Source organism: Bradyrhizobium sp. USDA 4532 (assembly GCF_024171315.1).
Lineage (GTDB): Bacteria > Pseudomonadota > Alphaproteobacteria > Rhizobiales > Xanthobacteraceae > Bradyrhizobium > Bradyrhizobium australafricanum.
On sequence record NZ_JALJZN010000001.1, the window covers coordinates 8,289,448 to 8,311,426 of the forward strand.

22 protein-coding genes are annotated in these 21,979 nt (G+C 64.4%); 16 read left to right on the forward strand and 6 right to left on the reverse strand.

Annotated features, from left to right (window positions below):
- The first annotated feature begins 16 nt into the window (after window positions 1-16).
- The 5 genes from J2R76_RS38200 (at window position 17) to J2R76_RS38220 (ending at window position 5,973) form a co-directional block, all read left to right on the forward strand.
- Window positions 17-1,561: an SUMF1/EgtB/PvdO family nonheme iron enzyme gene (locus tag J2R76_RS38200; protein ID WP_253625791.1), complete on the forward strand. Its 1,545-nt coding sequence runs from the start codon at window positions 17-19 to the stop codon at window positions 1,559-1,561.
- A 37-nt stretch (window positions 1,562-1,598) separates the two neighbouring features.
- The gene (locus J2R76_RS38205; RefSeq protein ID WP_168856950.1) at window positions 1,599-2,024 is read left to right on the forward strand and encodes a DUF4399 domain-containing protein; all 426 of its coding nucleotides are present in this window, start codon (window positions 1,599-1,601) and stop codon (window positions 2,022-2,024) included.
- Between the two features lie 157 nt (window positions 2,025-2,181).
- Entirely contained in the window at window positions 2,182-2,928 is a 747-nt protein-coding gene (locus tag J2R76_RS38210) for a transporter substrate-binding domain-containing protein (RefSeq protein ID WP_253625792.1), read from the forward strand.
- A gap of 429 nt (window positions 2,929-3,357) precedes the next feature.
- Entirely contained in the window at window positions 3,358-4,176 is an 819-nt protein-coding gene (locus tag J2R76_RS38215) for a formate/nitrite transporter family protein (RefSeq protein ID WP_137480433.1), read from the forward strand.
- Window positions 4,177-4,236: 60 nt separating this feature from the next.
- Entirely contained in the window at window positions 4,237-5,973 is a 1,737-nt protein-coding gene (locus tag J2R76_RS38220; RefSeq protein WP_253626128.1) for a bifunctional protein-serine/threonine kinase/phosphatase, read from the forward strand.
- Window positions 5,974-6,139: 166 nt separating this feature from the next.
- Here the strand turns inward: J2R76_RS38220 and J2R76_RS38225 are convergent, their stop codons facing one another.
- Both J2R76_RS38225 and J2R76_RS38230 read right to left on the reverse strand, forming a co-directional pair.
- A complete protein-coding gene (locus J2R76_RS38225; protein ID WP_253625793.1) occupies window positions 6,140-6,937 on the reverse strand; it encodes an extracellular solute-binding protein in 798 nt (265 codons plus the stop codon).
- A gap of 194 nt (window positions 6,938-7,131) precedes the next feature.
- On the reverse strand, window positions 7,132-8,355 hold the full coding sequence (locus J2R76_RS38230; protein ID WP_253626129.1) for a polyhydroxyalkanoate depolymerase: 1,224 nt from the start codon (window positions 8,353-8,355) through the stop codon (window positions 7,132-7,134).
- 171 nt (window positions 8,356-8,526) lie between these two features.
- Between J2R76_RS38230 and J2R76_RS38235 the strand changes: the two genes are divergently transcribed.
- The 3 genes from J2R76_RS38235 to J2R76_RS38245 all read left to right on the forward strand — a co-directional run bounded on the left by J2R76_RS38235 (window position 8,527) and on the right by J2R76_RS38245 (window position 10,107).
- Window positions 8,527-9,183 (forward strand): glutathione S-transferase family protein, encoded by a 657-nt coding sequence (locus J2R76_RS38235; protein ID WP_168857485.1) that lies wholly within the window; start codon window positions 8,527-8,529, stop codon window positions 9,181-9,183.
- Between the two features lie 320 nt (window positions 9,184-9,503).
- The gene (locus J2R76_RS38240) at window positions 9,504-9,938 is read left to right on the forward strand and encodes a cupin domain-containing protein (RefSeq protein WP_057014914.1); all 435 of its coding nucleotides are present in this window, start codon (window positions 9,504-9,506) and stop codon (window positions 9,936-9,938) included.
- A gap of 31 nt (window positions 9,939-9,969) precedes the next feature.
- Window positions 9,970-10,107 (forward strand): hypothetical protein, encoded by a 138-nt coding sequence (locus J2R76_RS38245; RefSeq protein ID WP_168857487.1) that lies wholly within the window; start codon window positions 9,970-9,972, stop codon window positions 10,105-10,107.
- 90 nt (window positions 10,108-10,197) lie between these two features.
- Here the strand turns inward: J2R76_RS38245 and J2R76_RS38250 are convergent, their stop codons facing one another.
- The gene (locus J2R76_RS38250) at window positions 10,198-10,422 is read right to left on the reverse strand and encodes a hypothetical protein (RefSeq protein WP_057014915.1); all 225 of its coding nucleotides are present in this window, start codon (window positions 10,420-10,422) and stop codon (window positions 10,198-10,200) included.
- A 194-nt stretch (window positions 10,423-10,616) separates the two neighbouring features.
- Between J2R76_RS38250 and J2R76_RS38255 the strand changes: the two genes are divergently transcribed.
- The gene (locus J2R76_RS38255; protein WP_057014916.1) at window positions 10,617-10,988 is read left to right on the forward strand and encodes a hypothetical protein; all 372 of its coding nucleotides are present in this window, start codon (window positions 10,617-10,619) and stop codon (window positions 10,986-10,988) included.
- Window positions 10,989-11,165: 177 nt separating this feature from the next.
- Here J2R76_RS38255 and J2R76_RS38260 read toward each other — a convergent pair whose 3' ends face one another.
- Together J2R76_RS38260 and J2R76_RS38265 are read right to left on the reverse strand one after the other, a co-directional pair.
- Window positions 11,166-12,269 (reverse strand): mandelate racemase/muconate lactonizing enzyme family protein, encoded by a 1,104-nt coding sequence (locus tag J2R76_RS38260; protein WP_253625794.1) that lies wholly within the window; start codon window positions 12,267-12,269, stop codon window positions 11,166-11,168.
- Window positions 12,270-12,492: 223 nt separating this feature from the next.
- Window positions 12,493-13,734, reverse strand: coding sequence for an ABC transporter substrate-binding protein (locus tag J2R76_RS38265; protein ID WP_229193007.1), 1,242 nt, complete (start codon window positions 13,732-13,734; stop codon window positions 12,493-12,495).
- Window positions 13,735-13,973: 239 nt separating this feature from the next.
- Here J2R76_RS38265 and J2R76_RS38270 point away from each other — a divergent pair, with 239 nt between their 5' ends.
- A complete protein-coding gene (locus J2R76_RS38270; protein WP_229193006.1) occupies window positions 13,974-14,813 on the forward strand; it encodes an AraC family transcriptional regulator in 840 nt (279 codons plus the stop codon).
- Between the two features lie 177 nt (window positions 14,814-14,990).
- Here J2R76_RS38270 and J2R76_RS38275 read toward each other — a convergent pair whose 3' ends face one another.
- Entirely contained in the window at window positions 14,991-16,001 is a 1,011-nt protein-coding gene (locus J2R76_RS38275; RefSeq protein ID WP_057015096.1) for a polyprenyl synthetase family protein, read from the reverse strand.
- A 135-nt stretch (window positions 16,002-16,136) separates the two neighbouring features.
- Between J2R76_RS38275 and J2R76_RS38280 the strand changes: the two genes are divergently transcribed.
- From J2R76_RS38280 to glyS, 6 genes are all read left to right on the forward strand, one after another.
- Complete coding sequence (locus J2R76_RS38280) at window positions 16,137-16,364, forward strand: DUF2007 domain-containing protein (RefSeq protein WP_026193157.1); 228 nt, start codon at window positions 16,137-16,139, stop codon at window positions 16,362-16,364.
- Window positions 16,365-16,380: 16 nt separating this feature from the next.
- Entirely contained in the window at window positions 16,381-17,184 is an 804-nt protein-coding gene (locus tag J2R76_RS38285; RefSeq protein ID WP_253626130.1) for a tRNA1(Val) (adenine(37)-N6)-methyltransferase, read from the forward strand.
- Between the two features lie 296 nt (window positions 17,185-17,480).
- Complete coding sequence (locus tag J2R76_RS38290; protein ID WP_076824002.1) at window positions 17,481-18,392, forward strand: S49 family peptidase; 912 nt, start codon at window positions 17,481-17,483, stop codon at window positions 18,390-18,392.
- 116 nt (window positions 18,393-18,508) lie between these two features.
- Window positions 18,509-18,700 carry a hypothetical protein gene (locus tag J2R76_RS38295; protein ID WP_026193154.1) on the forward strand — a complete coding sequence of 64 codons (192 nt, stop codon included), beginning with the start codon at window positions 18,509-18,511 and terminating at the stop codon, window positions 18,698-18,700.
- Between the two features lie 244 nt (window positions 18,701-18,944).
- Entirely contained in the window at window positions 18,945-19,880 is a 936-nt protein-coding gene (locus J2R76_RS38300; protein ID WP_057014922.1) for a glycine--tRNA ligase subunit alpha, read from the forward strand.
- Complete coding sequence (gene glyS, locus J2R76_RS38305; protein ID WP_253625795.1) at window positions 19,880-21,976, forward strand: glycine--tRNA ligase subunit beta; 2,097 nt, start codon at window positions 19,880-19,882, stop codon at window positions 21,974-21,976. The genes J2R76_RS38300 and glyS overlap by 1 nt, the downstream gene beginning before the upstream one ends.
- Window positions 21,977-21,979: the final 3 nt, after the last annotated feature.

The window sequence follows — 21,979 nt, forward strand, 5'->3', positions numbered from 1 at the left end:
GAGCAGCCGGAGCGCTATGGGAGAAATTCGCGACTTCAAGTCAGGCCGGTCACAGCCCGACAATACACAGCCTCCCGGCGATTCAATGCCGCGGCGCCTCGCCGCGATCGTAGCGGGCGATATCGCCGGCTACAGCCGGTTGATGCAGCTCGATGAGGAAGGCACGCATACGCGCGTCAAGCGGACCCTGCGCGATCTGATCGAGCCCACGATTGCCGAGCACCACGGCAAGCTGGTCAAGACCACCGGCGACGGCTTTATCGCGATGTTCGACAGTCCGGTCGAGGCCGTCCGTTGCAGCATCGTGATCCAGCAGAACATGATCGGCCGCAACGCGGCGATCGCGAGAGATCACTGGATCGAGTACCGGATCGGCGTCAACCTCGGCGACGTCATCATCGAGCCCGACGATATCTATGGCGACGGCGTCAACGTGGCCTCGCGCCTGGAAGGGATCGCGGCGCCGGGTGACGTCTTCATCTCCGGCGGCATCTACGAGCAGATCAAGCACAAGATGGTCTGCGGATACGAATCGCTCGGCGACCGCAAGGTCAAGAACATCACCGATCCGGTCCGGGTTTATCGTGTGCTGCCGGATGCCGCCGCGTACCAACGGACGCGCAGGCGCCGCGAGTCCGTCCTGCTCACGCTGCTCGGACTGGCGGTCGCGATCATCGCCGGCGGCGTGCTGTGGTATCTGCTCGCCCAACCGCGCGGCAAGCCGGCCGATGTGGCGCAGGCGCCTCCGGCACCGACGGCATCGCCTGCCGTTCAGCCGCCGGCACCAAGCCCGGCTCCGACCCAAACCGCAAGTCCGACCCCGGCGGCGCCGACGCAGCAAGCGTCGCCTCAACCCGCGCCCTCCGCGAGCCCCACCCCAGACCTGCCGGAACCCGAACTGGTCTCGCTTCAAGCCGGCAGCTTCTCGATGGGAAGCAATGACGACCCGTCGGAGCGGCCGATCCGCCGGGTGACGGTCAAGCCCTTTGCCATGGGCAAGTATCCGGTCACGGTCCGCGAATGGAACGCCTGCGCGGCGGCCAAGGCCTGTGGCTTCACGGCCAGCGGCAAGGACGACGTTCCGGTCACCAATGTGAGCTGGAGCGATGCGAAGCAATATGTGACGTGGCTCGCCGAGCGCACCAAGAAGGCCTACCGGCTTCCGAGCGAGGCCGAGTGGGAATATGCGGCGCGCGGCGGAACGCAATCGAAGTACTGGTGGGGCGACCAGGTGCAATCGGGCCACGCCGGATGCAAGGATTGCGGCGGCGACAGTTCGGCCGAGCAGCCGGTCAAGGTCGGCAGCTACAAGCCGAATCCGTTCGGCCTCTACGACATGGGCGGCGGGGTCGATCAATGGGTCGAGGATTGCTGGCACAGGAATTACCAGGGCGCGCCGACCGACGGTGCGGTCTGGTCCGGCGGCGACTGCGCCTCCCATGTCATCCGCTCCGGCTCGTGGAAGAATGACGCACGCTATGTGCGTCCGGCCAATCGCGATAATTACGACACCAATGTCCGTTATCCGACCCACGGTTTGCGGGTCGCGCTGTCTCCCTGAGCGATCATCCCTGATCGCCAGGCTTCATGGAGGGGCTATGAAAAGTGCAGGCTTGATCATGCTCGCCGCGGCACTGACGCTGTTCGCGGCTCCGGCCGACGCCCAGAACAAGCCGGCCGGCAAGGACACCAAGCTGTATTTCATCTGGCCGCGCGACGGCGCCAAGCTCAAGAGCCCGTTCTGGTGCCGCTTTGGGCTGCGCAACATGGGCGTCACCCATGCCGGCGACGACTACCCGAACAGCGGCCATCACCATCTTCTGATCGACGTGAATGAGCCGTTGAATGCGAATGAGCCGATCCCGTCGGACAAGTCTCATCTGCATTTCGGTGCCGGCCAGACCGAGACGCAGCTCGACCTGGCGCCCGGCAAGCACACCCTGCAGTTGGTGCTGGGCGACGCCAAGCACTATCCATTCAGCCCGCCGGTCGTCTCCGAAAAAATCACCGTCCGGGTCAGATAGGCCGATACGGATAGCTCCCTTGCGGGAACCGGCGCTTGCACAAGGCCGCGCCGTGCGGTTTGTTGCGCGCCTGCCGGACAGCAAGATTCGGCGTGGAGGACGTCCGATGTCGTCTCGACTGCTGCGTCTGGCCGGCCTCGTTCTGGGAGTGATTGTCATGGCCACATCAGCGGATGCCGACGCCTTGAAGGATCAGATCGCACCGACCGGAAAGCTCCGGGTCGCGATCGCGATCAGCCCGGCCGGCGGCGCGTTCTGGTCGACCAAGACCGAGAGCGGCTATGCGGGCGTTCCCGTCGATCTCGGCCGCGAGATGGCGGCGCAACTCGGCATCCCCGTCGAATATGTCGTGCACCAGAATTCCGGCCAGATCACCGACCCGGCGGCCAAGAACACCTGGGACATCACCTTCCTGCCCAAGGATCCCGAGCGTGAGACCAAGATGACGTTCGGGCCGATCTACGAGGTTGCCGACGCTACCTATATCGTCAAGCCCGGCTCGACGATCACGAATTTCGCCACGCTCGACCAGGACGGCGTCAAGGTCGCCGCCGTCAATGCCACCACGACGATGCGCGGCGCGATCGCCCATCTCAAGCACGCCAAGGTGACGGGCTATCAGACCTACGACGAGATCTTCAATCTGCTGAAGAGCGGCGAGATCGACGCCTTCGCATTGTCGCGCGATCAGCTCAACGCGATGGCGAAGAAGATTCCGGGCACGCGCGTGCTGGACGAGACCTTCAAGCAGACCGTCACCGCGGTCGCGGTACCGCTCAACCATCCGCTCGCCGCGGCCTTCGCCACCAGGTTCATGACGGAGGCGATCGCCAACGGCACGCTGCGCAAGGCCTACGACAACAACGGGCTGAAGGGCGCGCCGGTCCGCACCGAGGCGAAGTGAAGTAGCGCGCGTATCGACTCTTTCCCCGTTACCCCGCGCAAAGGCGAAGCCTTTGCGCGGGGATGACGGTGATGGAGGGGCGCGCATCCTCTGGGCGACATCTGGGCATGCTGCATAATTCCGCGCCATCGCGCCGTGCGGTTCCTGCGCCACCAGCCTAACTCATTGTATTGACGGGGATTTAAAGCCAACCGCCAGCGTCGCCGCTTGGCACATCCATTGCTTTTGATTGCACCAGTCAATGACGACTGCCGTCCTCCGGATTGCCGAGGCCAATGCTGGCCGAGGCGAGGGGATCAAGGTGCCCGGCCCGGGCGTCTCGAGCAATCGTCGCAGCCCCATCTCCCCGGACGGACGAGCATTTCAACCAACCCGCGTCGCTTCCGGCAGGCAACCGGCGCGGCCGAATTGCGCAAGGGGATTTTACGAATGGCCTATCTCGCTCCGTCCGAATTCGTCACCAAGATGGTGGATGCCGGCGAATCCAAGATCTTCATGTCGACCCGCGACACCGTGATCCGCGCCTACATGGCCGGCGCGATCCTCGCGCTGGCAGCCTGGTTCGCCGTGACGATCAACGTCAATACGGGTCAGCCGCTTGTCGGAGCATTGTTGTTTCCGGTCGGTTTCGTCATGCTCTATCTGCTGGGCTTCGATCTATTGACCGGCGTGTTCGTCCTTTCGCCGCTGGCGCTGCTCGACAAGCGTCCCGGCGTCACGCTTGGCGGCGTGCTGCGCAACTGGGCTCTCGTCTTCATAGGCAATTTCGGAGGCGCGCTCACGGTGGCGTTCATGATGGCGTTCGTGACGACGTTCGGCTTCACGCAGGAGCCCGACAAGGTCGGCATGACCATCGGCAATATCGGCGAGGGGCGAACGCTGGGCTATGCGGCGCATGGCGCGGCCGGCATGGCCACGCTGTTCATCCGCGGCATGCTCTGCAACTGGATGGTTTCGACCGGCGTCGTCGGGGCGATGATCTCCACCACGGTGCCCGGCAAGGTGATCGCGATGTGGATGCCGATCCTGGTGTTCTTCTACATGGTGTTCGAGCATTCGGTGGTGAACATGTTCCTGTTCCCGTCGGGACTGATGCTGCATGCGAAGTTCTCGATCATGGACTACCTGATCTGGAACGAGATCCCGACCGTGCTCGGCAATCTCGCCGGCGGCCTCGCCTTCACCGGGCTCACGCTCTACACCACGCATGTGAAGACGGCGCCGAAGCGCCAGCGCCTCGCGGCTTGATCCTCGACGACTTATGGGGCTCTCCTGTCACGGAGGTCCCCATTGGCTTTGGGACGGTCGATGCCGCGCGCGCTGACAATATCGGTCGGGCAATTCTCTGATCAGGGCCGCAAGGACGCCAATCAGGACTTCCACGGCGCCTTGATCCCCGGCGAGCCGCTGCTCGGCCTGAAGGGCATCGCGGTGGTGCTCGCCGACGGCATCTCCTCGAGCAGCGTCGGCCGCATCGCCGCCGAATCCGCGGTCAAGAGCTTCCTGACCGACTACTACTGCACCTCGGAATCCTGGTCGGTAAAGTCTTCGGCGCAGCGGGTGCTGGAGGCGACCAATTCCTGGCTGCACGCGCAGACAAGGCGCAGCCAGAATCCCTACGACAAGGACAAGGGTTACGTCTGCACGCTGAGCGCCCTGGTCATCCGGTCGACCACGGCGCACCTGTTCCATGTCGGCGACTCCAGGATCTACCGCGTCGCCGGCAACAGCCTCGAACAACTGACCATCGACCACCGCGTCGTGATCTCCTCGCAGCAGAGCTATCTTGGCCGCGCGCTCGGCGTGAACCCGCAGCTCGAGATCGACTACCAGGCGCTCCCGCTGGAGCGCGGCGACATCTTCCTGCTGGTAACCGACGGGATCTACGAGCATGTCCCGGCGCGGCAGCTCGCGAAGACGATCAAGGACTGTGCCGCCGATCTCGATGTCACGGCGAAATCGATCGTCGAGCAGGCCTATGAGAACGGCAGCCCGGACAATCTCACCGTGCAGATCGTCCGGATCGACGAATTGCCCGACGGCGATGCCGGCGAGGTGTTCGGCCAGCCGACCGAACTGCCGCTGCCGCCGCTGCTCGACGCACGGATGCTGTTCGACGGCTATCGCATCGTGCGCGAGCTCCACGCATCGCACCGCAGTCACATCTATCTCGCGGTCGACGAGGACAGCGCCACCACGGTCACGATCAAGATCCCCTCGATCGACCTGCGCGACGATCCGGCCTATCTGAAGCGTTTCATGATGGAAGAATGGGTCGCCCGGCGGATCGACAGCCCGCATGTGCTGAAGCCGTTTTTGCCGCAGCGCAAGCGCAATTTCCTTTACGTCACGATGGAATATATCGACGGTCAGACCCTGACGCAGTGGATCACGGACAATCCAGCGCCGTCGCTGGAGACGGTACGCGGCATCACCGAGCAAATTGCAAAAGGGCTGCGCGCCTTCCACCGCAAGGAGATGCTGCACCAGGACGTCAGGCCCGACAACATCATGATCGACAGGACTGGCACGGTGAAGGTCATCGATTTCGGCTCGACGCGGATCGCGGGCGTCGGCGAGGCGGCGCCGGCGGGCGTCGAGGACATTCTGGGCACCCAGCAATACACCGCGCCGGAATATTTCCTCGGTGAGGGCGGCACCGCGCGCTCCGACCTGTTCTCGCTCGGCGTCGTCACTTACCAGATGCTGACGGGACGCTTGCCCTATGGCGCGCAGATCGCGCGGGCCCGGACACGATCCGACTTCAACCGGCTGGTCTACCGTCCGGCCGCGCATCGCGGGCGCGAGATACCGGGCTGGGTCGACGGCGCGCTGGAGCGCGCCGTGCATGCCAACCCGCTCAAGCGCTATGAGAGCTTTTCGGAGTTCCTGTTCGACCTGCGCAATCCCAACGCAAAATATCTGACGACGTCATCGACCCCGCTGATCGAGCGCAACCCGGTGCTGTTCTGGAAGTCGACCACGCTGCTGCTGGCGCTGGTCGTGGTGCTGCTGCTCGCCTACGGCGCGCATCATTGGCGGTAGTGTATCTAGTCGCCATCTAGTCCCGTCACCCTGAGGAGCCCGCACTTGCGGGCGTCTCGAAGGGTCGACGGCCACCAGCCGGGCCGTGCATCCTTCGAGACGCCCGCAAGTGCGGGCTCCTCAGGATGACGGGGAGGGAGTAGAACGGGGAGAGAGTCGGACGCCGCTAATGCGGCGTCCCACCCGCCGTAATCGGATCGAGGCCGCTCTTCACCAGCGCGTCGCGCGCGTCCGGCGAGGCGAGGAAGCTGATCAGCGCCTTGCCGGCCTCACGCTCCTTTGCAGCCGTCGCGATCCCGGCGGAAAATACCGTGATCTTCTGCAACGGCTCCGGCAGCGGACCGGCGATGTCGATGCCGGCGACCGGCTTCAGCTCGGAGATCTGCTGCAGGCCGATCTCGGCCTCGCCTTTGGCCACGATCTCGCCGACCGGCGTCGCCGGGATCATCCGCGCCTTGTCCTTCATCTGATCGGCGATGCCGAGCTTTGCGAACATCTCGGTCGAGACATAGACGCCGCTGGCGCTGTCGGAATAGGCGACAGACTTCGCCGCCAGCAGCGCCTGCTTGACGGTGTCGGCCGAGCCGATGTCCGGTTTTGGCGCGCCGGCCTTCACCGCGATGCCGATCGGCGACTTCACGAGATCGACGCGGCTGTCGGCCAGCACTTTGCCCTGCTTGATGAGATCGCCGAGCGCATAGCCGACCATGATCAGCACGTCGGCCGGCTCGCCGCGCTCCAGCCGCACCGGAATGGCGTTCGTGGTGGTGCCCATCGACGGCCCGAAGGCGGTCACCACCTTGTGCCCGGTCTTGCGCTCGAACTCCGGCACCAGCGCCTTGTAGGCCGCCGTCAGTCCGCCCGAGATCATGACATGGACTTCGGCGGCGGATACGGCTGAGGTGAAGGCGAGGGCGCCGATCACGGCAAGCGTGAGGGCACGGAAGGCGGTGGCCGATCGCATGGAGTTTCTCCCTGGACGATTCTTGGGAAGCGGGTCGTCGTGCCCGGGAGACTATAGCGCGAGTCGATGCGTGGCTAGCCGCCACCCGTCATTGCGAGGAGCGTAGCGACGAAGCAATCCACCTTTCCGCCCATGTGGAACGATGGATTGCTTCGCTTCGCTCGCAATGACGGGGAAAGATCGTTGCCGATCCGTCACGAATTCACGTGCACGAAATCGCGCAGCAGCGGGTAGATCTCGTTGTTCCAGCGCTTGCCGGAAAACACGCCGTAATGGCCGACGCCGGCCTGCATGTGATGCACCTTGCGATAGGTGCGGACTCCGGTGCAGAGGTCCTGCGCGGCGAGCGTCTGGCCGATCGAGCAGATGTCGTCCTTCTCGCCTTCCACCGTCATCAACCCCATGCGCCGGATCGCCGCCGGATTCACCGGGCGGCCGCGATGTATCAGCATGCCCTGCGGCAGCAGATGCTCCTGAAACACATCGCGCACCGTCTCGATGTAGAACTCCGCCGGGAGGTCCATGACCGCGAAATATTCGTCGTAGAAGGTCTTGATCACCTCGGCCTTGGCGGTCTCGCCCTTGGCGAGATGGTGGGCCAGATCGATATGCTGCTTGATGTGCCGTTCCAGGTTCATCGACACGAACGCAGTGAGCTGCACGAAGCCGGGATAGACCTGGCGCAACGCGCCCTTGCACTGCATCGGCACGTAGTTGATCAGATTGTCCTCGAACCATTTGATCGGCTTGCTCTTGGCGAATTCGTTCACCTTGGTCGGCTGGATCCTTGTGTCGATCGGCCCGGCCATCAGGGTCAGCGAGGCCGGCCGCGCCGGATGATTGTCTTCCGACATGATCGCGGCGGCGGCGAGCGCCGACACCGAGGGCTGGCAGATCGCCACCATATGCGCGCGCGGGCCGAGCTGGCCGAGGAAGTCGATCAGATGGTCGGTGTAGTCCTCGAGGCCGAAGCGGCCCTCGTTGCGCGGGATGTCGCGCGGATTGTGCCAGTCGGTGATGTAGACGTCGTGGTCCTGTAGCAGCGTCTTCACGGTGCCGCGCAGCAGCGTGGCAAAATGCCCGGACATCGGCGCCACCAAGAGCAGCCGCGGCTGCTCCGGGCCGTCCACCTTCCTGAAATGCAGCAGCGAGCCGAACGGCGTCGCATAGGCAACCTCCTCGGTCACCTGCAATTCCCTGTTGCCGACGGTCACGCTGCCGATGCCATAAGGGGGCCGCGCGTAGGTCAGGCTGGAGCGCGAGATCAGCTCGAGCGCAGCCGCGAGCCGGCCATACATCCGGTCAGCGGCGCCCTGCGGCACCAGATTGAGGTATTTCAGCGCCGCTGCAGCCCCGGTCCGCCATGGCGCCGTGAGGTCCATGTGGTTCTGATAGGCTTGGTACATCATTGACATCATACGCATCCACCCGTGGCCTGGCTTGCCATGCAATATCGACGCCAGAGGCGGGCCGACCGCCCGGCAAATTGGCACGTGGCTTGCTGCAAAAGCTGATGGCTCCGGGTGCGCGGCGGCTGAACCGGCGCGATATCCGGGAGCTGAGGACGCGTTCAGGCGTGAGGGACAGATATGGCGAAAGCGACACTCACCATCAGCAGCAAGAATTACTCCTCCTGGTCGCTGCGCGGCTGGTTGCTGGCGAAATTCGCCGGGCTCGACTTCGAGGAGGTGGTCACCGCGCCCGACGACCCGTCGGCCCGCGCCGAGCTGCTGCTGCTGTCGTCCTCGATCCTGGTGCCCTGCCTGCGCCACGACGGCGCGACGGTCTGGGATACGCTCGCGATCGGCGAGTATCTCAACGAGATCATGCCGCATGCAGGGCTGTTGCCGGAAGACCGGATCCAGCGCGCGCATTGCCGCTCGATCTCGGGCGAAATCCATTCCGGCTTTACCACGCTGCGCTCTTCGCTGCCGGTCAATCTCAAGGGCCATTTCCCCGGCTTCAAGATCTGGTCGCGGGCGCAGGCCGACATCGATCGCGTTTGCACCATCTGGCGCGACTGCCTCGGCGCATCGGGTGGGCCATTCCTGTTCGGCGAGCGCCGCACCATGGCGGACGCGATGTATGCGCCGGTCGTGACCCGCTTCATGACCTACGACGTCAAGCTCGAGCCTGCGCTTGCGGTGTATGCCAGCACCATCATGACGATGCCCGAGATGCAGGAATGGATCGAGGCCGCGAAGGCGGAGCCGGCCGACGTCGAGGAGCTCGAGGTCGAATATTAGGCAGCGCCCGTGCCGGCCTGCCTGCATCGGCGGCTCAAGCACGAGGCAAGCCTTGCTCAATGGACGTGCCGCCGGCGTCGGGGACCGGCATGCGCGCCGGACCCGCGCGACAGCCACTGAGGCGCAAATTCGTGCCTCGCTCCAAATGCTTCTGCGGCGATATCAGCGCATGGCGAGACGGTTCGCCGCAGCCTAACCCGGCTGGCAAGGATTTCGCATGGCAATGACCGAGCTGTGACCGCGACGATGCGACGCTGCCGAAAATTTGGACGCCGAGCCGCGCCGCGATCTCGCGAACACGAGAACCGTGGAGGCTTGAAATGAACCAGCACGCCGTCGTCAGCAAATTCTCCCACGTCAAACCCGGTGACACCGAGTTCAAGGGCGGAGGTCTGCGCGACTTCTTCCTGTATCGCGATCTCGGCATCGCCGATGCCACCAGCGGGCAGGTGATCTGCCACCTGGTCAAGGCCAATCCCGACATGCCGCCGGAGCAGGGCACCGGCTGGCACAAGCATCTGTGCGATTTTCAGATCGTCATCATGACCAAGGGCTGGGCGCGCTTCATGTACGAGGACAAGGAGACGCTGGTCGAGGCCGGCGACGTCATCCATCAGCGTCCCGGCATCACCCACTATTTGTTCGATTACTCGAAGGACATGGAATACCTCGAGATCGTCAGCCCCGCCGATTTCAAGACCGTGGATGTGCCGCCGGCGACCGAAGCGGTGCCGCCGATCACGCCGTGGAAATGATCGCCCGGGCGGACAGAGAGGAGGGATCGCGATGTCGTCTGCGGAAGAGTTAACCTTTGTTATCGGCCGCTGGCTGCGGCCGATCGTCATGCTTCTGTATGTGGTGCGCAGCCTCGGGCTGATGGCCACATCTAGCCGTGAACAACGCAGTACGTTGCTCGATCAGTGATTCGGACGCGGTTCGTTCCACCCGCGTTCCAAATCTTAAGACACGGTGCGCGCGCGTCGCGTTTTGAAACAGCGCGCACCGATGCCGGCCTCAGGCCACGCCTGCCTGCTTCTCGCGCGGCATCCGCCATGCGATGACGTTGGCTTCCAGCGCGCCGCCGGTGTTGTCATTGCGCCACTGGCCGTTGACGAAGCGGCAGGCGAACGGCAGCTGATACGTTCCGCTATGATCCTCACAAAGTACTTCCACGCGCTGTTCCGGCGCCGGTTCGCCATTGCCATCGAATTGCGCCATCCGTTTTTCGCGCGTTGCCATGCGATCTGTCTCCACTGCCCAAGGTCGAGCCAAAAGGGATCGAACCAAACAAGTTCCGAAGGCCCCCGTCCCCACGAGTAGTCCCGTAATGGGTGAAGCACACCGCTTGAATGCGGTTTCAGTGTGGTATGTCTGCCTCGCTTTCAGCGTCGCGAGCACAAAACTGTGAATGACGCATTTGCCTGGAGACGCCGATGACCGCTCGTTTTGTTCTCGCCTTGCTGGCACCGCTCGCACTCGGCGTCGCCGGAACCGCGCATGCGCAGGACGTTCCCGGCATCGAGATCTGCACCGTCGAGAAAACCATGGAGCGGCGCACGAGCTGTTTGCAGAGCAATGTCGATTTCCTGCAGAAGACGATCAACAAGCTCACATCGGATCATCAACAGAAGCTCGATGCCGCCAACCGGCAGATCGTGAGCTTGCAGAGTTCGGTCGCGAACTTGCAGAAGCTCGTCACCGATCTGCAAACAGCGCAGGTCAAGCTGACCGAGGACCTGAAGAAGAAGGCCGACGCGCCGCCGGCGAAGGACGCCGCGCCCGCCGCGAAGGACGGGACGAAGTAGGAAATCGTCATTGCGCGCCACCCGGTCGGCGCGAAGCGCCGCCGGATGACAGGCTCCGCGAAGCAATCCATCCCACCGCGCGTGCGGAACGATGGATTGATTCGTCGCTTCAGCGCAAAATTGCTTTGCAATTTTGTCGCGAGCTCCTCGCAATGACGATGGAACGAGCCGGGCTCCTCACGCCACCTGATACTGCTCCATCACGTCGCGATCCGGCTCGTAGCCGAGGCCGGGGCCCTGCGGCACGGCGACATGGCCGTTGGCGTCGACGTCGATGCGATCGCCCCACAGGCAGGCCGGACGCTTCATGAAGAACACCTCGATCAGCCCCGCGTCGCGGATCGCCATCAGATGCAGCGTGGCGAGGAAGCCCGGCCCGAAATAGGGCGAGTGCGGAATCACCTGGACGCCGAACTCGTCGGCGAGGACGGCCACCCTCAGAAATTCGGTGATGCCGCCGACCTTGATCACGGAGGGCTGCGCGTGACTGACCGCGCCCGCGGTCATCATCTGGCGGAATTGATGCACGGTGCAGGCGTTCTCGCCGGCCGCGATATCGAGCCGGCCTTCTCTGCGCACCTCGGCGAGCGTCGCAAAATCCTCCGGCGGCCAGACCGGCTCCTCCAGGAACAGCGGCGCGGCCTGCTTGCAGTCGCGCGCGAACTGGATCGCCGCGGGTCCGTCCAGCGGGCAGTTCATGTCGACCATCAGCGGCACGTCAGGGCCGATCGCCTCGCGCGCGGCGGCGACCGCGGGCACGGTGGTCTCGTGCAGCTTGATCGCGGAATAGCCCAGCTTGATCGCCTTCTTGCATTCGGCGGCGATGTGCGCCGGATTGCCGATTCGCATCAGGCTCGCATAGGCCGGGATCGTGCTCCGCTTCGCGCCGCCGATCAGTTGATGCAGCGGCACGTCCTTCACCTTGCCGGCGAGATCCCACAGCGCGATGTCGAGCGCCGAGATCGCAAACATCGTGATGCCGTAGCGGCCGAACAGATGGAGGTTGCGCTGGATCTGCTCCATCGCGGCGGGGATGCTGGCGGCGTCGGGCACCTCGAGGCCGCGGGCCTGCGGCGCGATCATCTCGGCCACCGCCGTGCAGCTCGTCTTCGGGCAGACATAGGCGAAGGCATCGCCCCAGCCGGTGAGGCCGGCATCGGTCGAAACCTCGACCAGCACCATGTCGAGCGCCGAGATCGCGGAAGCTCCCTGGCGGAAGCTCGCGGGCCCGGCGTCGTAGGGAATGCGGATATGGTGGGCGCGGACGTCGGTGATTTTCATTGTTGTTGTCCTTCCGATCGCAGGATGTGCCTGGAATTCGTGGTGGCCGGACACTTGAGCTTGAAGAACGGCGGCGCTTCGGCTGGTCTGGGTTCCGGCCATCGCAAATCTTGCTCGTAACGAGTCTTGCTTGCGACAAGTCTTGCTCGTGAATCATGTCGAAGACGTGGATGCCCGGCGCACGGCCGGGCATCACGAACCGCAAAGTTGTGGAGGAAAGCCCTCAACTGCTCTTCTCGCCGCTCATGATGGGGCCGAACCGCTCCCAGCTCTCGCCCTTGAAGCGCATCATCTGCAGCTGCTCGATCGGCGCATAGTCGTCCGGCCCGGTCTTGATCTTGGTGCCGGGCAGATAGATGCCGATCTCGAAGTTGAGGCTGGCCGCCTGCTTCATCAGGTTCTCGCGGGTGAGATTGTCGCCGCATTGCCGCAGCACCTGCTCGAGCCCCTTGGCGACACCATAGCCGAATACGGTGGCGGCGTCGTCGAGGTCGCCTTCGGGATACCACTTGGTCATGAAGGCGCGCCACTCGGTCATCGCCGGATCGTTCTTCCACTCGGTATCCTTGGGGTCCTTGAGATACGCCGTGGACAGCACGCCCTGGCTCGCTTCATAGCCGGCCGGCTTCATCACGCCGCCGATCGAGCCGGAGACGTTGGTCAGGAACTGCACCGGATGCCAGTCGAGCTCGGCGGCTTTCTTGATCGCCTGCGCCGCGAATTTCGGCGTTGCAATGTTGACGAAGATGTCAGGGTTGGCGCCCTTGATCTGCACGATCTGCGAATCCACCGTCGGTGACGAAGTCTCGTAGGAGGATTCGACGACGATCAGCTTCTTGGCCTGGTCGCCGAGCCCGTCGTGCAGGCCGATCAGATAGTCCTTGCCGAAATCGTCGTTCTGATAGAGCACGCCGATGGTCTTGCCCGGATAGTTCTGCAGAATGTACTTGGCATAGATGCGCGCTTCGACCTGGTAGCTCGGCTGCCAGCCCATGGTCCACGGGAAGTTCTTCGGATCATTCCACTTGGCCGCGCCGGTGGACACGAACAACTGCGGCACCTTCTTGGCGTTCATGTATTTCTGGATCGCGGTATTGCCCGGCGTGCCCAGCGGATTGAAAATCAGGAGCACCTCGTCGCTCTCGACCAGCTTGCGGGCCTGCTCGACCATCTTCGGCGGCGAGTAGGCGTCATCGTAGGAGATGAAGTTGACCTTGCGGCCGTTGATGCCGCCTTCGCTGTTGAGCTTGTTGAAATAGGCGGCTTCGGTCTTTCCGATCGTGGCGTAGGCGGACGCCGGACCGGAATAGGGCATGATGTTGCCGACCTTGATCTCGGTGTCGGTCGCGCCCGGATCGTATTTCTTCTGCGCGTTGGCGGCGCTGGCGACGGCGATCGTCAAAAGCCCCGCAAGCGCCGCTGATTTGACGCAGTTGGCATAGCTCAAGCGTTGGTGGTGCATCATTGTCCTCCCTGACATGCTGGCCGCGGCTCTTGCAGTCTTGATTATCGGGCAGCTTGATGAGCCGTCGGATCGATGCGTCGGCGAGTATGCACGATTGCAACGTTGTTGCCAGCGACGGCTTTGCGGGTAAATTTCCGTGGAGCGGAACCACGGTTTCGCCGCCCGGGCAGCAAGGACTGTCAAATGCCGCGCGCGGCAGCCGTGCATGATGCCCGAGCTTTGCAGGAAAGCCGTCATCCATGAATCCAGCCCAGAAGGCGCTCTGGTACATCGAAAGCCATCTCGGCGCGCCGCTCACGCTCGACGAGATTGCCGCCGTTGCGGGCGTCTCGCGCTTCCATCTGGTGCGGGCGTTCGCGGAGGCGACCGGGTTCTCGGTGATGCGTTATGTGCGGGCCCGGCGGCTCAGCGAAGCCGCGCGCGAGCTCGCGGCCGGTGCGCCCGATATTCTCAGCCTCGCGCTGGATGCGGATTACGGCTCCCACGAAGCATTCACCCGCGCGTTTCGCGACCATTTCGGCGTCACGCCCGAGACGGTGCGCGCGACAACGTGTCTGACGACACTCAATCTCCAGGAGCCGATCACCATGATCTCGACAGCTCTCGACCACATCGATCCGCCGCGCATCGCCACCGGGAAGGCGTTCCTCGTCGCCGGCATCGGCGAGCGTTACAACCACGGCAATGGCAGCGATGCCGGCATTCCGAACCAGTGGCAGGGCTTCCACCAGCAATGCGCGCATATCCCCCGCCAGGTCGGCAACGTCGCCTATGGCGTCTGCTGCAACGGCGACGATGCCGGCAATTTCGATTACATCGCCGGCGTCGAGGTCGCCGATTTCTCCGACCTGCCGCGCGAGTTCGCGCGCGTCCGCATTCCCGAGCAGAAATACGTCGTGTTCACCCACGCCGACCACATCTCGACCATCCGCCGCACCGTCAACACGATCTGGAATCGCTGGCTGCCGCAATCCGGCATGAAGGTCGCGGACGCGCCGAACTTCGAGCGCTACGACGAGAAGTTCGATGCGAGTACCGGCAATGGCGGGCTGGAGATCTGGGTGCCGGTGAAGGAGTAGCGGGCGCCGGTGCAGCAAACCCTGGTGTCGCCCCCGCGAAAGCTGGGACCCATGACCACCGATGCTTGTTATTTGCGTGACGCTGGAATGACGAGACCCGCCTACAACTCTCGCCGCGGAGTATGGGTCCCTGCTTTCGCAGGGACGACACCGTCTTGTTGTTCGCGAGTGCCTAGATCAATGAGAGCGCGCCAGGCAGAACGCGACGACCTCTTCCAGCGCCGTCTTCATCGGCGAGGGCGGGAACAGCGCCAGCGCGTCGACCGCCATCGCGCCGTAGTGCTGGGCGCGGCTGATCGTGTCTTCGAGGGCGCGGTGCTTTGTCATCAGTCCGATCGCGTGATCGAGGTCGGCCGATCCGATCTCGCCGCGCTCCAGCGCGCGGATCCAGAACTTGCGTTCGGTGTCATTGCCGCGGCGGAAGGCGAGCACCACCGGGAGCGTGATCTTGCCCTCGCGGAAATCGTCGCCGACATTCTTGCCGAGTTTTGCGGATTTGCCGCCATAGTCGAGCACGTCGTCGACGAGCTGGAAGGCGATGCCGAGATTCATGCCGACCGAACGGCAGGCGGTCTGCTCGGCCTTCGGACGGTTGGCGATCACGGGGCCGACCTCGCAGGCGGCGGCGAACAGCTCCGCGGTCTTGCCGCGGATCACGGCGAGATATTCGTCCTCGGTGGTCGCGGTGTTCTTGGCGGCGGCAAGCTGCATCACCTCGCCCTCGGCGATGGTGGCGGCGGCGGCGGAGAGGATGTCGAGTGCGCGGAGCGAGCCGACCTCGACCATCATCCGGAACGCCTGGCCGAGCAGGAAGTCGCCGACCAGCACGCTGGCCTCGTTGCCCCACAGCATCCGCGCGGACAATTTGCCGCGGCGCAGCTCGCTCTCGTCGACCACGTCGTCATGCAGCAGGGTCGCGGTGTGCATGAACTCGACCGCGGCGGCGAGCTTGATATGGCCGTCGCCGGAATAGTCCGCGAGCTGGGCCATTGCCAGCGTCAGCATCGGGCGCAACCGCTTGCCCCCGGAGGAGATCAGGTGATTGGCGACCTCGGGGATCATGGTGACCTCGGAGCCGGTCCGCGAAAGGATCGTCGCGTTGACGCGCTCCATGTCGGCGGCGAGAAGTCCCACCAGCCCGTCGATCGAAGCATTGGACGGGCTTTCGAAGGGTACAATAACCGCCACGCTGGTCTCCAATTTTGCCGAATACGCACTATGCTCAGCTATAACAATAGAAACTGAGCGGTGCAGCGGCAAGGCCATCAAGTTATTGACATGTGGCGCAAGTGCCGCACTGCCGGGGCGACAGGAGAGCGTATTTTGCGGGAATTGGTACGGACCAATGACATGGTGCTGGTCTCCGCCATCGGCGCGCTGCTCGATAGCGCTAACATCCATCATCTGGTGCTGGACCAGAATATGAGCATCATCGAGGGCTCGCTCGGCGTGCTGCCGCGGCGGATCCTTGTGCATGAGGACGACAACCACGAGGCCCGCCAGCTCCTGACCGATGCCGGCCTCGGCCACGAATTGCGGGCCGATGACTAGAGCGTTTTCGAGCGAAATGGGCCCCGGTTCGCGTGAAGAAAACACGTCAAAAAACGAGTCTCCGGCCGCCGGGATCACCGAAGACGGATTTCTCGGTGGCCAATTGCGCCTGCGGCAACCCCGCAGCGGCCACCGCGCCGGCCATGACGCGATCCTGCTCGCCGCGGCGACGCCGGCTCGATCAGGCGACCGCGTCGTCGATCTCGGCTCCGGCGTCGGCGCGGCCGGGCTGGCCGTGGCGCGGCGGGTGAGGGGGATCAATCTCGTCCTGGTCGAAATCGACCCGGCCCTGGCCGAGCTTGCGCGGAATAATGCCGCCACCAACGCGATCATGGCGGAGGTGATCGTGCTTGATGTCGAAGCCGGCGCCGCAGCCTTCGATGATGCCGGCCTCGGGCCGGATAGCGCCGACGTCGTGCTGATGAACCCGCCGTTCAACGATCCGTCGCGGCACCGCGCCTCGCCGGACGGTGTGCGCGAGCGCGCCCATGTCGCGAGCGCGACCACGCTGGCCGGTTGGGTTCACGCGGCGCGGCGGATTCTCAAGTCGAACGGGCAGCTTGCGCTGATCTGGCGGGCCGACGGCATTGCCGAGGTGCTGGCTGCGCTGGACCGTGGTTTTGGCAGCCTCGAGATCCTGCCGGTTCACGGTGACGGGACGTCGCCGGCGATCCGAATCCTGGTGCGGGCGACCAAGGGCGGCCGGGCGCCGACGCGGCTCCATGCCGCACTGCTGCTCAATGAAGAGTCAGGCGTGCCCAATAAATGGGTGCAGGAGGTGTTGGCTGGGAAGGGGGAATTGCCGCTGGCGCGGCGCTAAAACGATCATGCTCGAACAAGAAGCCAAGGCGCGATGGCATTGCGCTTTAGCGGGCAGGCATGCTGCCCACGTCGTCAGAGGCACTAAATCACTGCGAAGCCGTTTCCGACTGGCGGTCCGGCGTGGACGTGAAGTGGATCGCCGCCAGGAGTGTACCGATCAGCAAAATCAGCAGATAGATTTTCATGAGTCCCTCTCCGCCCGCGCATTGCAGCCCCAATGACAAAATGCAAAACGCGTTCCACGGATTCCAATGACAGTGGCGTGATAAAAAGTGGTTAATTCGAGGTAACGGCATGAGTGAACAAATAAGTGATCACGCTGGACGTTCGGGACTGCTCGAACGCGTGCAGGCAGTGTTGCCGGCGCGCTTCAGGCGCGGCGCGGCCGTCGTGCCGGTGGTGCGGCTGGCAGGCGTGATCGGCGCGGTGACGCCGCTGCGGCCCGGCATGACACTCTCCGGCGTCGCCAAGATGCTGGAGCGCGCCTTTGGCACGCGGAATGCCAAGGCGGTGGCGCTGGTGATCAATTCGCCGGGCGGCTCGCCGGTGCAGTCGCGGCAGATCTATCTGCGCATCCGGCAACTCGCCGCCGAGAAGAAGCTGCCGGTGCTGGTGTTCGTCGAGGACGTCGCGGCCTCCGGCGGCTACATGATCGCCTGCGCGGGCGACGAGATCTATTGCGACCCGTCCTCGATCCTCGGCTCGATCGGCGTGGTCGGCGGCAGCTTTGGCCTGGAGGGGCTGATCAAGAAGATCGGGGTCGAGCGCCGGCTGTATACGGCGGGCAGCCACAAGGCGATGCTCGATCCGTTCCTTCCCGAGAACCCCGACGACGTCGCCCGGCTGAAGGCGATCCAGCGCGAGATCCATGCGATCTTCATCACGCTGGTGAAGCAGAGCCGCGGCAGCCGCCTCAAGGGCGCCGACGACATGCTGTTCACCGGTGAATACTGGGCCGGCGATACCGCGATCGGTCTCGGGCTCGCCGACGGCATCGGCGACATCCGCTCCACGCTACGGGCCCGCTATGGCGACAAGGTGCTGACCCCGGTGATTGCGCCGGCCAGCGGCTTGCTGTCCGGCCTGCTCGGCCGGCGGGCGCCGGGGGCAGGGTCGCTGGCGGCGCTGGACGGGCTAGCCGCGCTGCCGGACGAGGTGATCTCGGCGCTGGAAACCCGGGCGATTTGGGCCAGATTCGGGCTGTGAACACAGGGATGTGAGCGCGCCATTTAGCCCCAAAACCGCGATTGCGGCGCAGGCCGCCTTGCGCGAGAATGCCCGTCATTGGGGGCCTGACAGACGTGAACGACAAGGATCGACCGATGCCGCCGCTGATTGCATTCGCAGGCGTCTTGGGAAGCTTGGCCGTGGTCCGCTGGGCGTACAAGACGGCCGTCCGGATCAACCAGGAACTCGAAGAGGCGCGATTGTCCCGCGTGGCCGAGGCCACCCGCGCGGGCGAAATCAAGACCCTGCGCCGCGACCCCGTGACCGGGGCCTATCGCCCGGGCTAGGGCTTGGATCTCCCTCGCCCCGCGCTTGCGGGGAGAGGGCCGGGGTGAGGGGCTGTTTCCGCAGATTCGAAAGACCTAAGTTCGCGGAGAGTCCCCTCACCCGAAATGCGCGCTGCGCGCGAATTTCGACCTCTCCCCGCAAGCGGGGCGAGGTGCAGAAACATCCCCCATCGCCTTGATTCCATTGGCTGCCGCCGATACGGTCCCGCGCGCCTCACACCCCCTCGCGAGATCGATTCCAACGATGGACGCCCTGCCTGACCACATGCGCCCGGAACGTTCGTTCCAGGGCTTCATCCTGGCCCTCCAGCGGTTCTGGGCCGAGCAGGGTTGCGTCATCCTGCAGCCCTACGACATGGAAATGGGCGCCGGCACCTTCCATCCCGCGACCACGCTGCGCGCGCTGGGGCCCAAGCCCTGGAACGCGGCCTATGTGCAGCCCTCGCGCCGGCCCAAGGACGGCCGCTACGGCGAAAATCCCAACCGCCTGCAGCACTACTACCAGTTCCAGGTGATCATGAAGCCGTCGCCGCCGAACCTTCAGGACCTGTACCTGAAGTCGCTGGCCGCGATCGGGATCGACGCCGCCGTCCACGACATCCGCTTCGTCGAGGACGACTGGGAAAGCCCGACCCTCGGCGCCTGGGGCCTCGGCTGGGAGTGCTGGTGCGACGGCATGGAAGTGTCGCAGTTCACCTACTTCCAGCAGGTCGCCGGCGTCGAATGCGCGCCAGTCGCGGGCGAGCTTACCTACGGACTCGAGCGGCTCGCGATGTATGTGCAGGGCGTCGACCGCGTCTACGACCTCAACTTCAACGGCCGCGAGGGCGCCGAGAAGGTGACCTATGGCGACGTCTTCCTGCAGGCCGAGCAGGAATACTCACGACACAATTTCGAGCACGCCGACACCGCGATGCTGTTCGAGCAGTTCAGGATGGCCGAGGAGGCCTGCCGCAAATATCTCGCCGCCGGCTGGCGTGAGGGTGGGAATCAAAAGGAACATCTGATGGCCTTGCCGGCCTACGACCAGTGCATCAAGGCGAGCCACGTGTTCAACCTGCTCGACGCCCGCGGGGTCATCTCGGTGACGGAGCGGCAGAGCTACATCGCCCGCGTGCGCGACCTGGCGAAGGCCTGCGGCGAGGCATGGATCCACACTGAAACGGGCAGGGCGGTCTGATGCCCGATCTTCTCCTCGAACTGTTCTCCGAAGAAATTCCCGCGCGCATGCAGGCGAAAGCGGCCGACGATCTGCGCCGCATGGTGACCGACAAGCTGGTCGCCGAAGGCCTGGTGTATGAGGGCGCCAAGGCGTTCGCGACCCCGCGCCGTCTTGCGCTCACCGTGCACGGCATTCCCGCGCGCCAGCCCGATTTGAAGACCGAACGTCGCGGCCCGAAGATCGGCGCCCCCGATGCGGCGGTGCAGGGCTTTCTGAAAGCGACCGGTCTCACGTCGCTGGATGAAGCAAAGGTCCAGAAAGATGCGAAGGGCGACTTCTACATCGCGCTGATCGAAAAGCCCGGCCGCACCGCGATCGACGTGATCGCGGAAATGCTGCCGGTGATCATCCGCACCTTCCCCTGGCCGAAATCAATGCGCTGGGGCGCGCGCTCGGCGAAATCAGGCTCGCTCACCTGGGTGCGCCCGCTGCACGCCATCACCGCGACCTTCGGTCTGGAGACCGAGGAGCCCGACATCGTCAAGTTCTCCGTCGACGGCATCGAGGCCGGGCAGACCACCTATGGCCATCGCTTCATGGCGCCGGGTGCGATCTCCGTGCGCCGCTTCGAGGATTACGAGGCCAAGCTGAAGGCCGCGAAGGTGATCCTCGATCCGCAGGCGCGCAAGGACATCATCCTCGAGGACGCCAAGGAGCTGGCGTTCGCGCAGGGCCTCGAACTGGTCGAGGATCAGGTACTGGTCGACGAGGTTTCGGGCCTCGTCGAATGGCCGGTCGTGATGATGGGATCGTTCGAGGAGCAATACCTGTCGATCCCCGACGAAGTGATCCGCGCCACCATCCGCAACAACCAGAAGTGCTTCGTGGTCAGGGATCCCAAGACGGGCAAGCTGACCAACAAGTTCGTGCTGACCGCCAATATCGAGGCGCCCGACGGCGGCAAGACCATCGTTGCCGGCAATGAGCGCGTGATCCGTCCGCGGCTGTCCGACGCAAAATTCTTCTACGAGACCGATCTGAAGACCAAGCTGGAAGACCGGCTGCCGAAGTTCGAGCAGATCGTGTTCCACGAGAAGCTCGGCACCCAGGCGGAGCGCATCAAGCGGATCGAGCGGCTCGCCGCCGAGATCGCGCCGCTGGTCGGCGCCGACGTCGCGAAGACCAGGCGCGCCGCGCGCCTCGCGAAGGCCGATTTGCTGACCGAAGTGGTCGGCGAATTCCCGGAGTTGCAGGGCCTGATGGGCAAGTACTACGCGCTGGCGCAGGGCGAGGATGCGTCCGTCGCCGCCGCGAGCGAGGACCACTGGAAGCCGCAGGGGCCGACCGATCGCGTGCCGACCGATCCGGTCAGCGTCGCGGTCGCGCTGGCGGACAAGCTGGACACGCTCGCCGGATTCTGGGCGATCGATGAGAAGCCGACGGGTTCGAAGGACCCGTTCGCGCTGCGCCGGGCAGCGCTCGGCGCGATCAGGCTGATCGTCGAGAATACGCTGCGCCTGCCGATCCTGAAGACGGCCAAATCCGCGTTGCTCGGATTGTCGCTCAAGGCCGATGCCGAAACGCTGCCGAACGATCTGCTAGCCTTCTTTGCCGACCGCCTGAAGGTCCAGCTGCGCGATCAGGGCGCGCGCCACGATCTCGTCGATGCCGTGTTCTCGCTTGGTGGCCAGGACGATCTGCTGCTTGTCGTCCGGCGCGTCGAGGCGCTCGGCAAATTCCTCGACAGCGACGACGGCAAAAACCTGCTCGCTGGCACGAAACGCGCCAGCAACATTCTCGCGATCGAGGAGAAGAGGGACAAGCGGACCTTCGACGGCGCGCCTGACGCCGCGCTCTACACGCTCGACGAAGAGAAGACGCTGGCCAAGGCGATCGACCAGGCGAAGAGCGAGGCCTCCGCCGCCGTCGCCAAGGAAGACTTCGCCGGCGCGATGAGCGCGATGGCCAAGCTGCGTCCTGCGGTCGATGCGTTCTTCGACAAGGTCAAGGTCAACGACGACGATCCGAAGGTGCGCGAAAACCGCCTGAAGCTGCTCAACGAGATCCGCGCCGCGACGCGTGCGGTGGCGGATTTCTCCAGGATCGAGGGCTGATCG

Coding starts and splice junctions, on each gene's coding strand:
- J2R76_RS38200 (WP_253625791.1), top strand. CDS start 17: ATGGGAGAAATTCGCGACTTCAAGTCAGGCCGGTCACAGCCCGACAAT.
- J2R76_RS38230 (WP_253626129.1), bottom strand. CDS start 8,355: ATGATGTCAATGATGTACCAAGCCTATCAGAACCACATGGACCTCACG.
- J2R76_RS38235 (WP_168857485.1), top strand. CDS start 8,527: ATGGCGAAAGCGACACTCACCATCAGCAGCAAGAATTACTCCTCCTGG.
- J2R76_RS38285 (WP_253626130.1), top strand. CDS start 16,381: ATGGGCCCCGGTTCGCGTGAAGAAAACACGTCAAAAAACGAGTCTCCG.
- J2R76_RS38300 (WP_057014922.1), top strand. CDS start 18,945: ATGGACGCCCTGCCTGACCACATGCGCCCGGAACGTTCGTTCCAGGGC.
- J2R76_RS38295 (WP_026193154.1), top strand. CDS start 18,509: ATGCCGCCGCTGATTGCATTCGCAGGCGTCTTGGGAAGCTTGGCCGTG.
- J2R76_RS38205 (WP_168856950.1), top strand. CDS start 1,599: ATGAAAAGTGCAGGCTTGATCATGCTCGCCGCGGCACTGACGCTGTTC.
- J2R76_RS38240 (WP_057014914.1), top strand. CDS start 9,504: ATGAACCAGCACGCCGTCGTCAGCAAATTCTCCCACGTCAAACCCGGT.
- J2R76_RS38255 (WP_057014916.1), top strand. CDS start 10,617: ATGACCGCTCGTTTTGTTCTCGCCTTGCTGGCACCGCTCGCACTCGGC.
- J2R76_RS38265 (WP_229193007.1), bottom strand. CDS start 13,734: ATGATGCACCACCAACGCTTGAGCTATGCCAACTGCGTCAAATCAGCG.
- glyS (WP_253625795.1), top strand. CDS start 19,880: ATGCCCGATCTTCTCCTCGAACTGTTCTCCGAAGAAATTCCCGCGCGC.
- J2R76_RS38270 (WP_229193006.1), top strand. CDS start 13,974: ATGAATCCAGCCCAGAAGGCGCTCTGGTACATCGAAAGCCATCTCGGC.
- J2R76_RS38210 (WP_253625792.1), top strand. CDS start 2,182: ATGGCCACATCAGCGGATGCCGACGCCTTGAAGGATCAGATCGCACCG.
- J2R76_RS38250 (WP_057014915.1), bottom strand. CDS start 10,422: ATGGCAACGCGCGAAAAACGGATGGCGCAATTCGATGGCAATGGCGAA.
- J2R76_RS38290 (WP_076824002.1), top strand. CDS start 17,481: ATGAGTGAACAAATAAGTGATCACGCTGGACGTTCGGGACTGCTCGAA.
- J2R76_RS38260 (WP_253625794.1), bottom strand. CDS start 12,269: ATGAAAATCACCGACGTCCGCGCCCACCATATCCGCATTCCCTACGAC.
- J2R76_RS38245 (WP_168857487.1), top strand. CDS start 9,970: ATGTCGTCTGCGGAAGAGTTAACCTTTGTTATCGGCCGCTGGCTGCGG.
- J2R76_RS38215 (WP_137480433.1), top strand. CDS start 3,358: ATGGCCTATCTCGCTCCGTCCGAATTCGTCACCAAGATGGTGGATGCC.
- J2R76_RS38220 (WP_253626128.1), top strand. CDS start 4,237: ATGCCGCGCGCGCTGACAATATCGGTCGGGCAATTCTCTGATCAGGGC.
- J2R76_RS38225 (WP_253625793.1), bottom strand. CDS start 6,937: ATGCGATCGGCCACCGCCTTCCGTGCCCTCACGCTTGCCGTGATCGGC.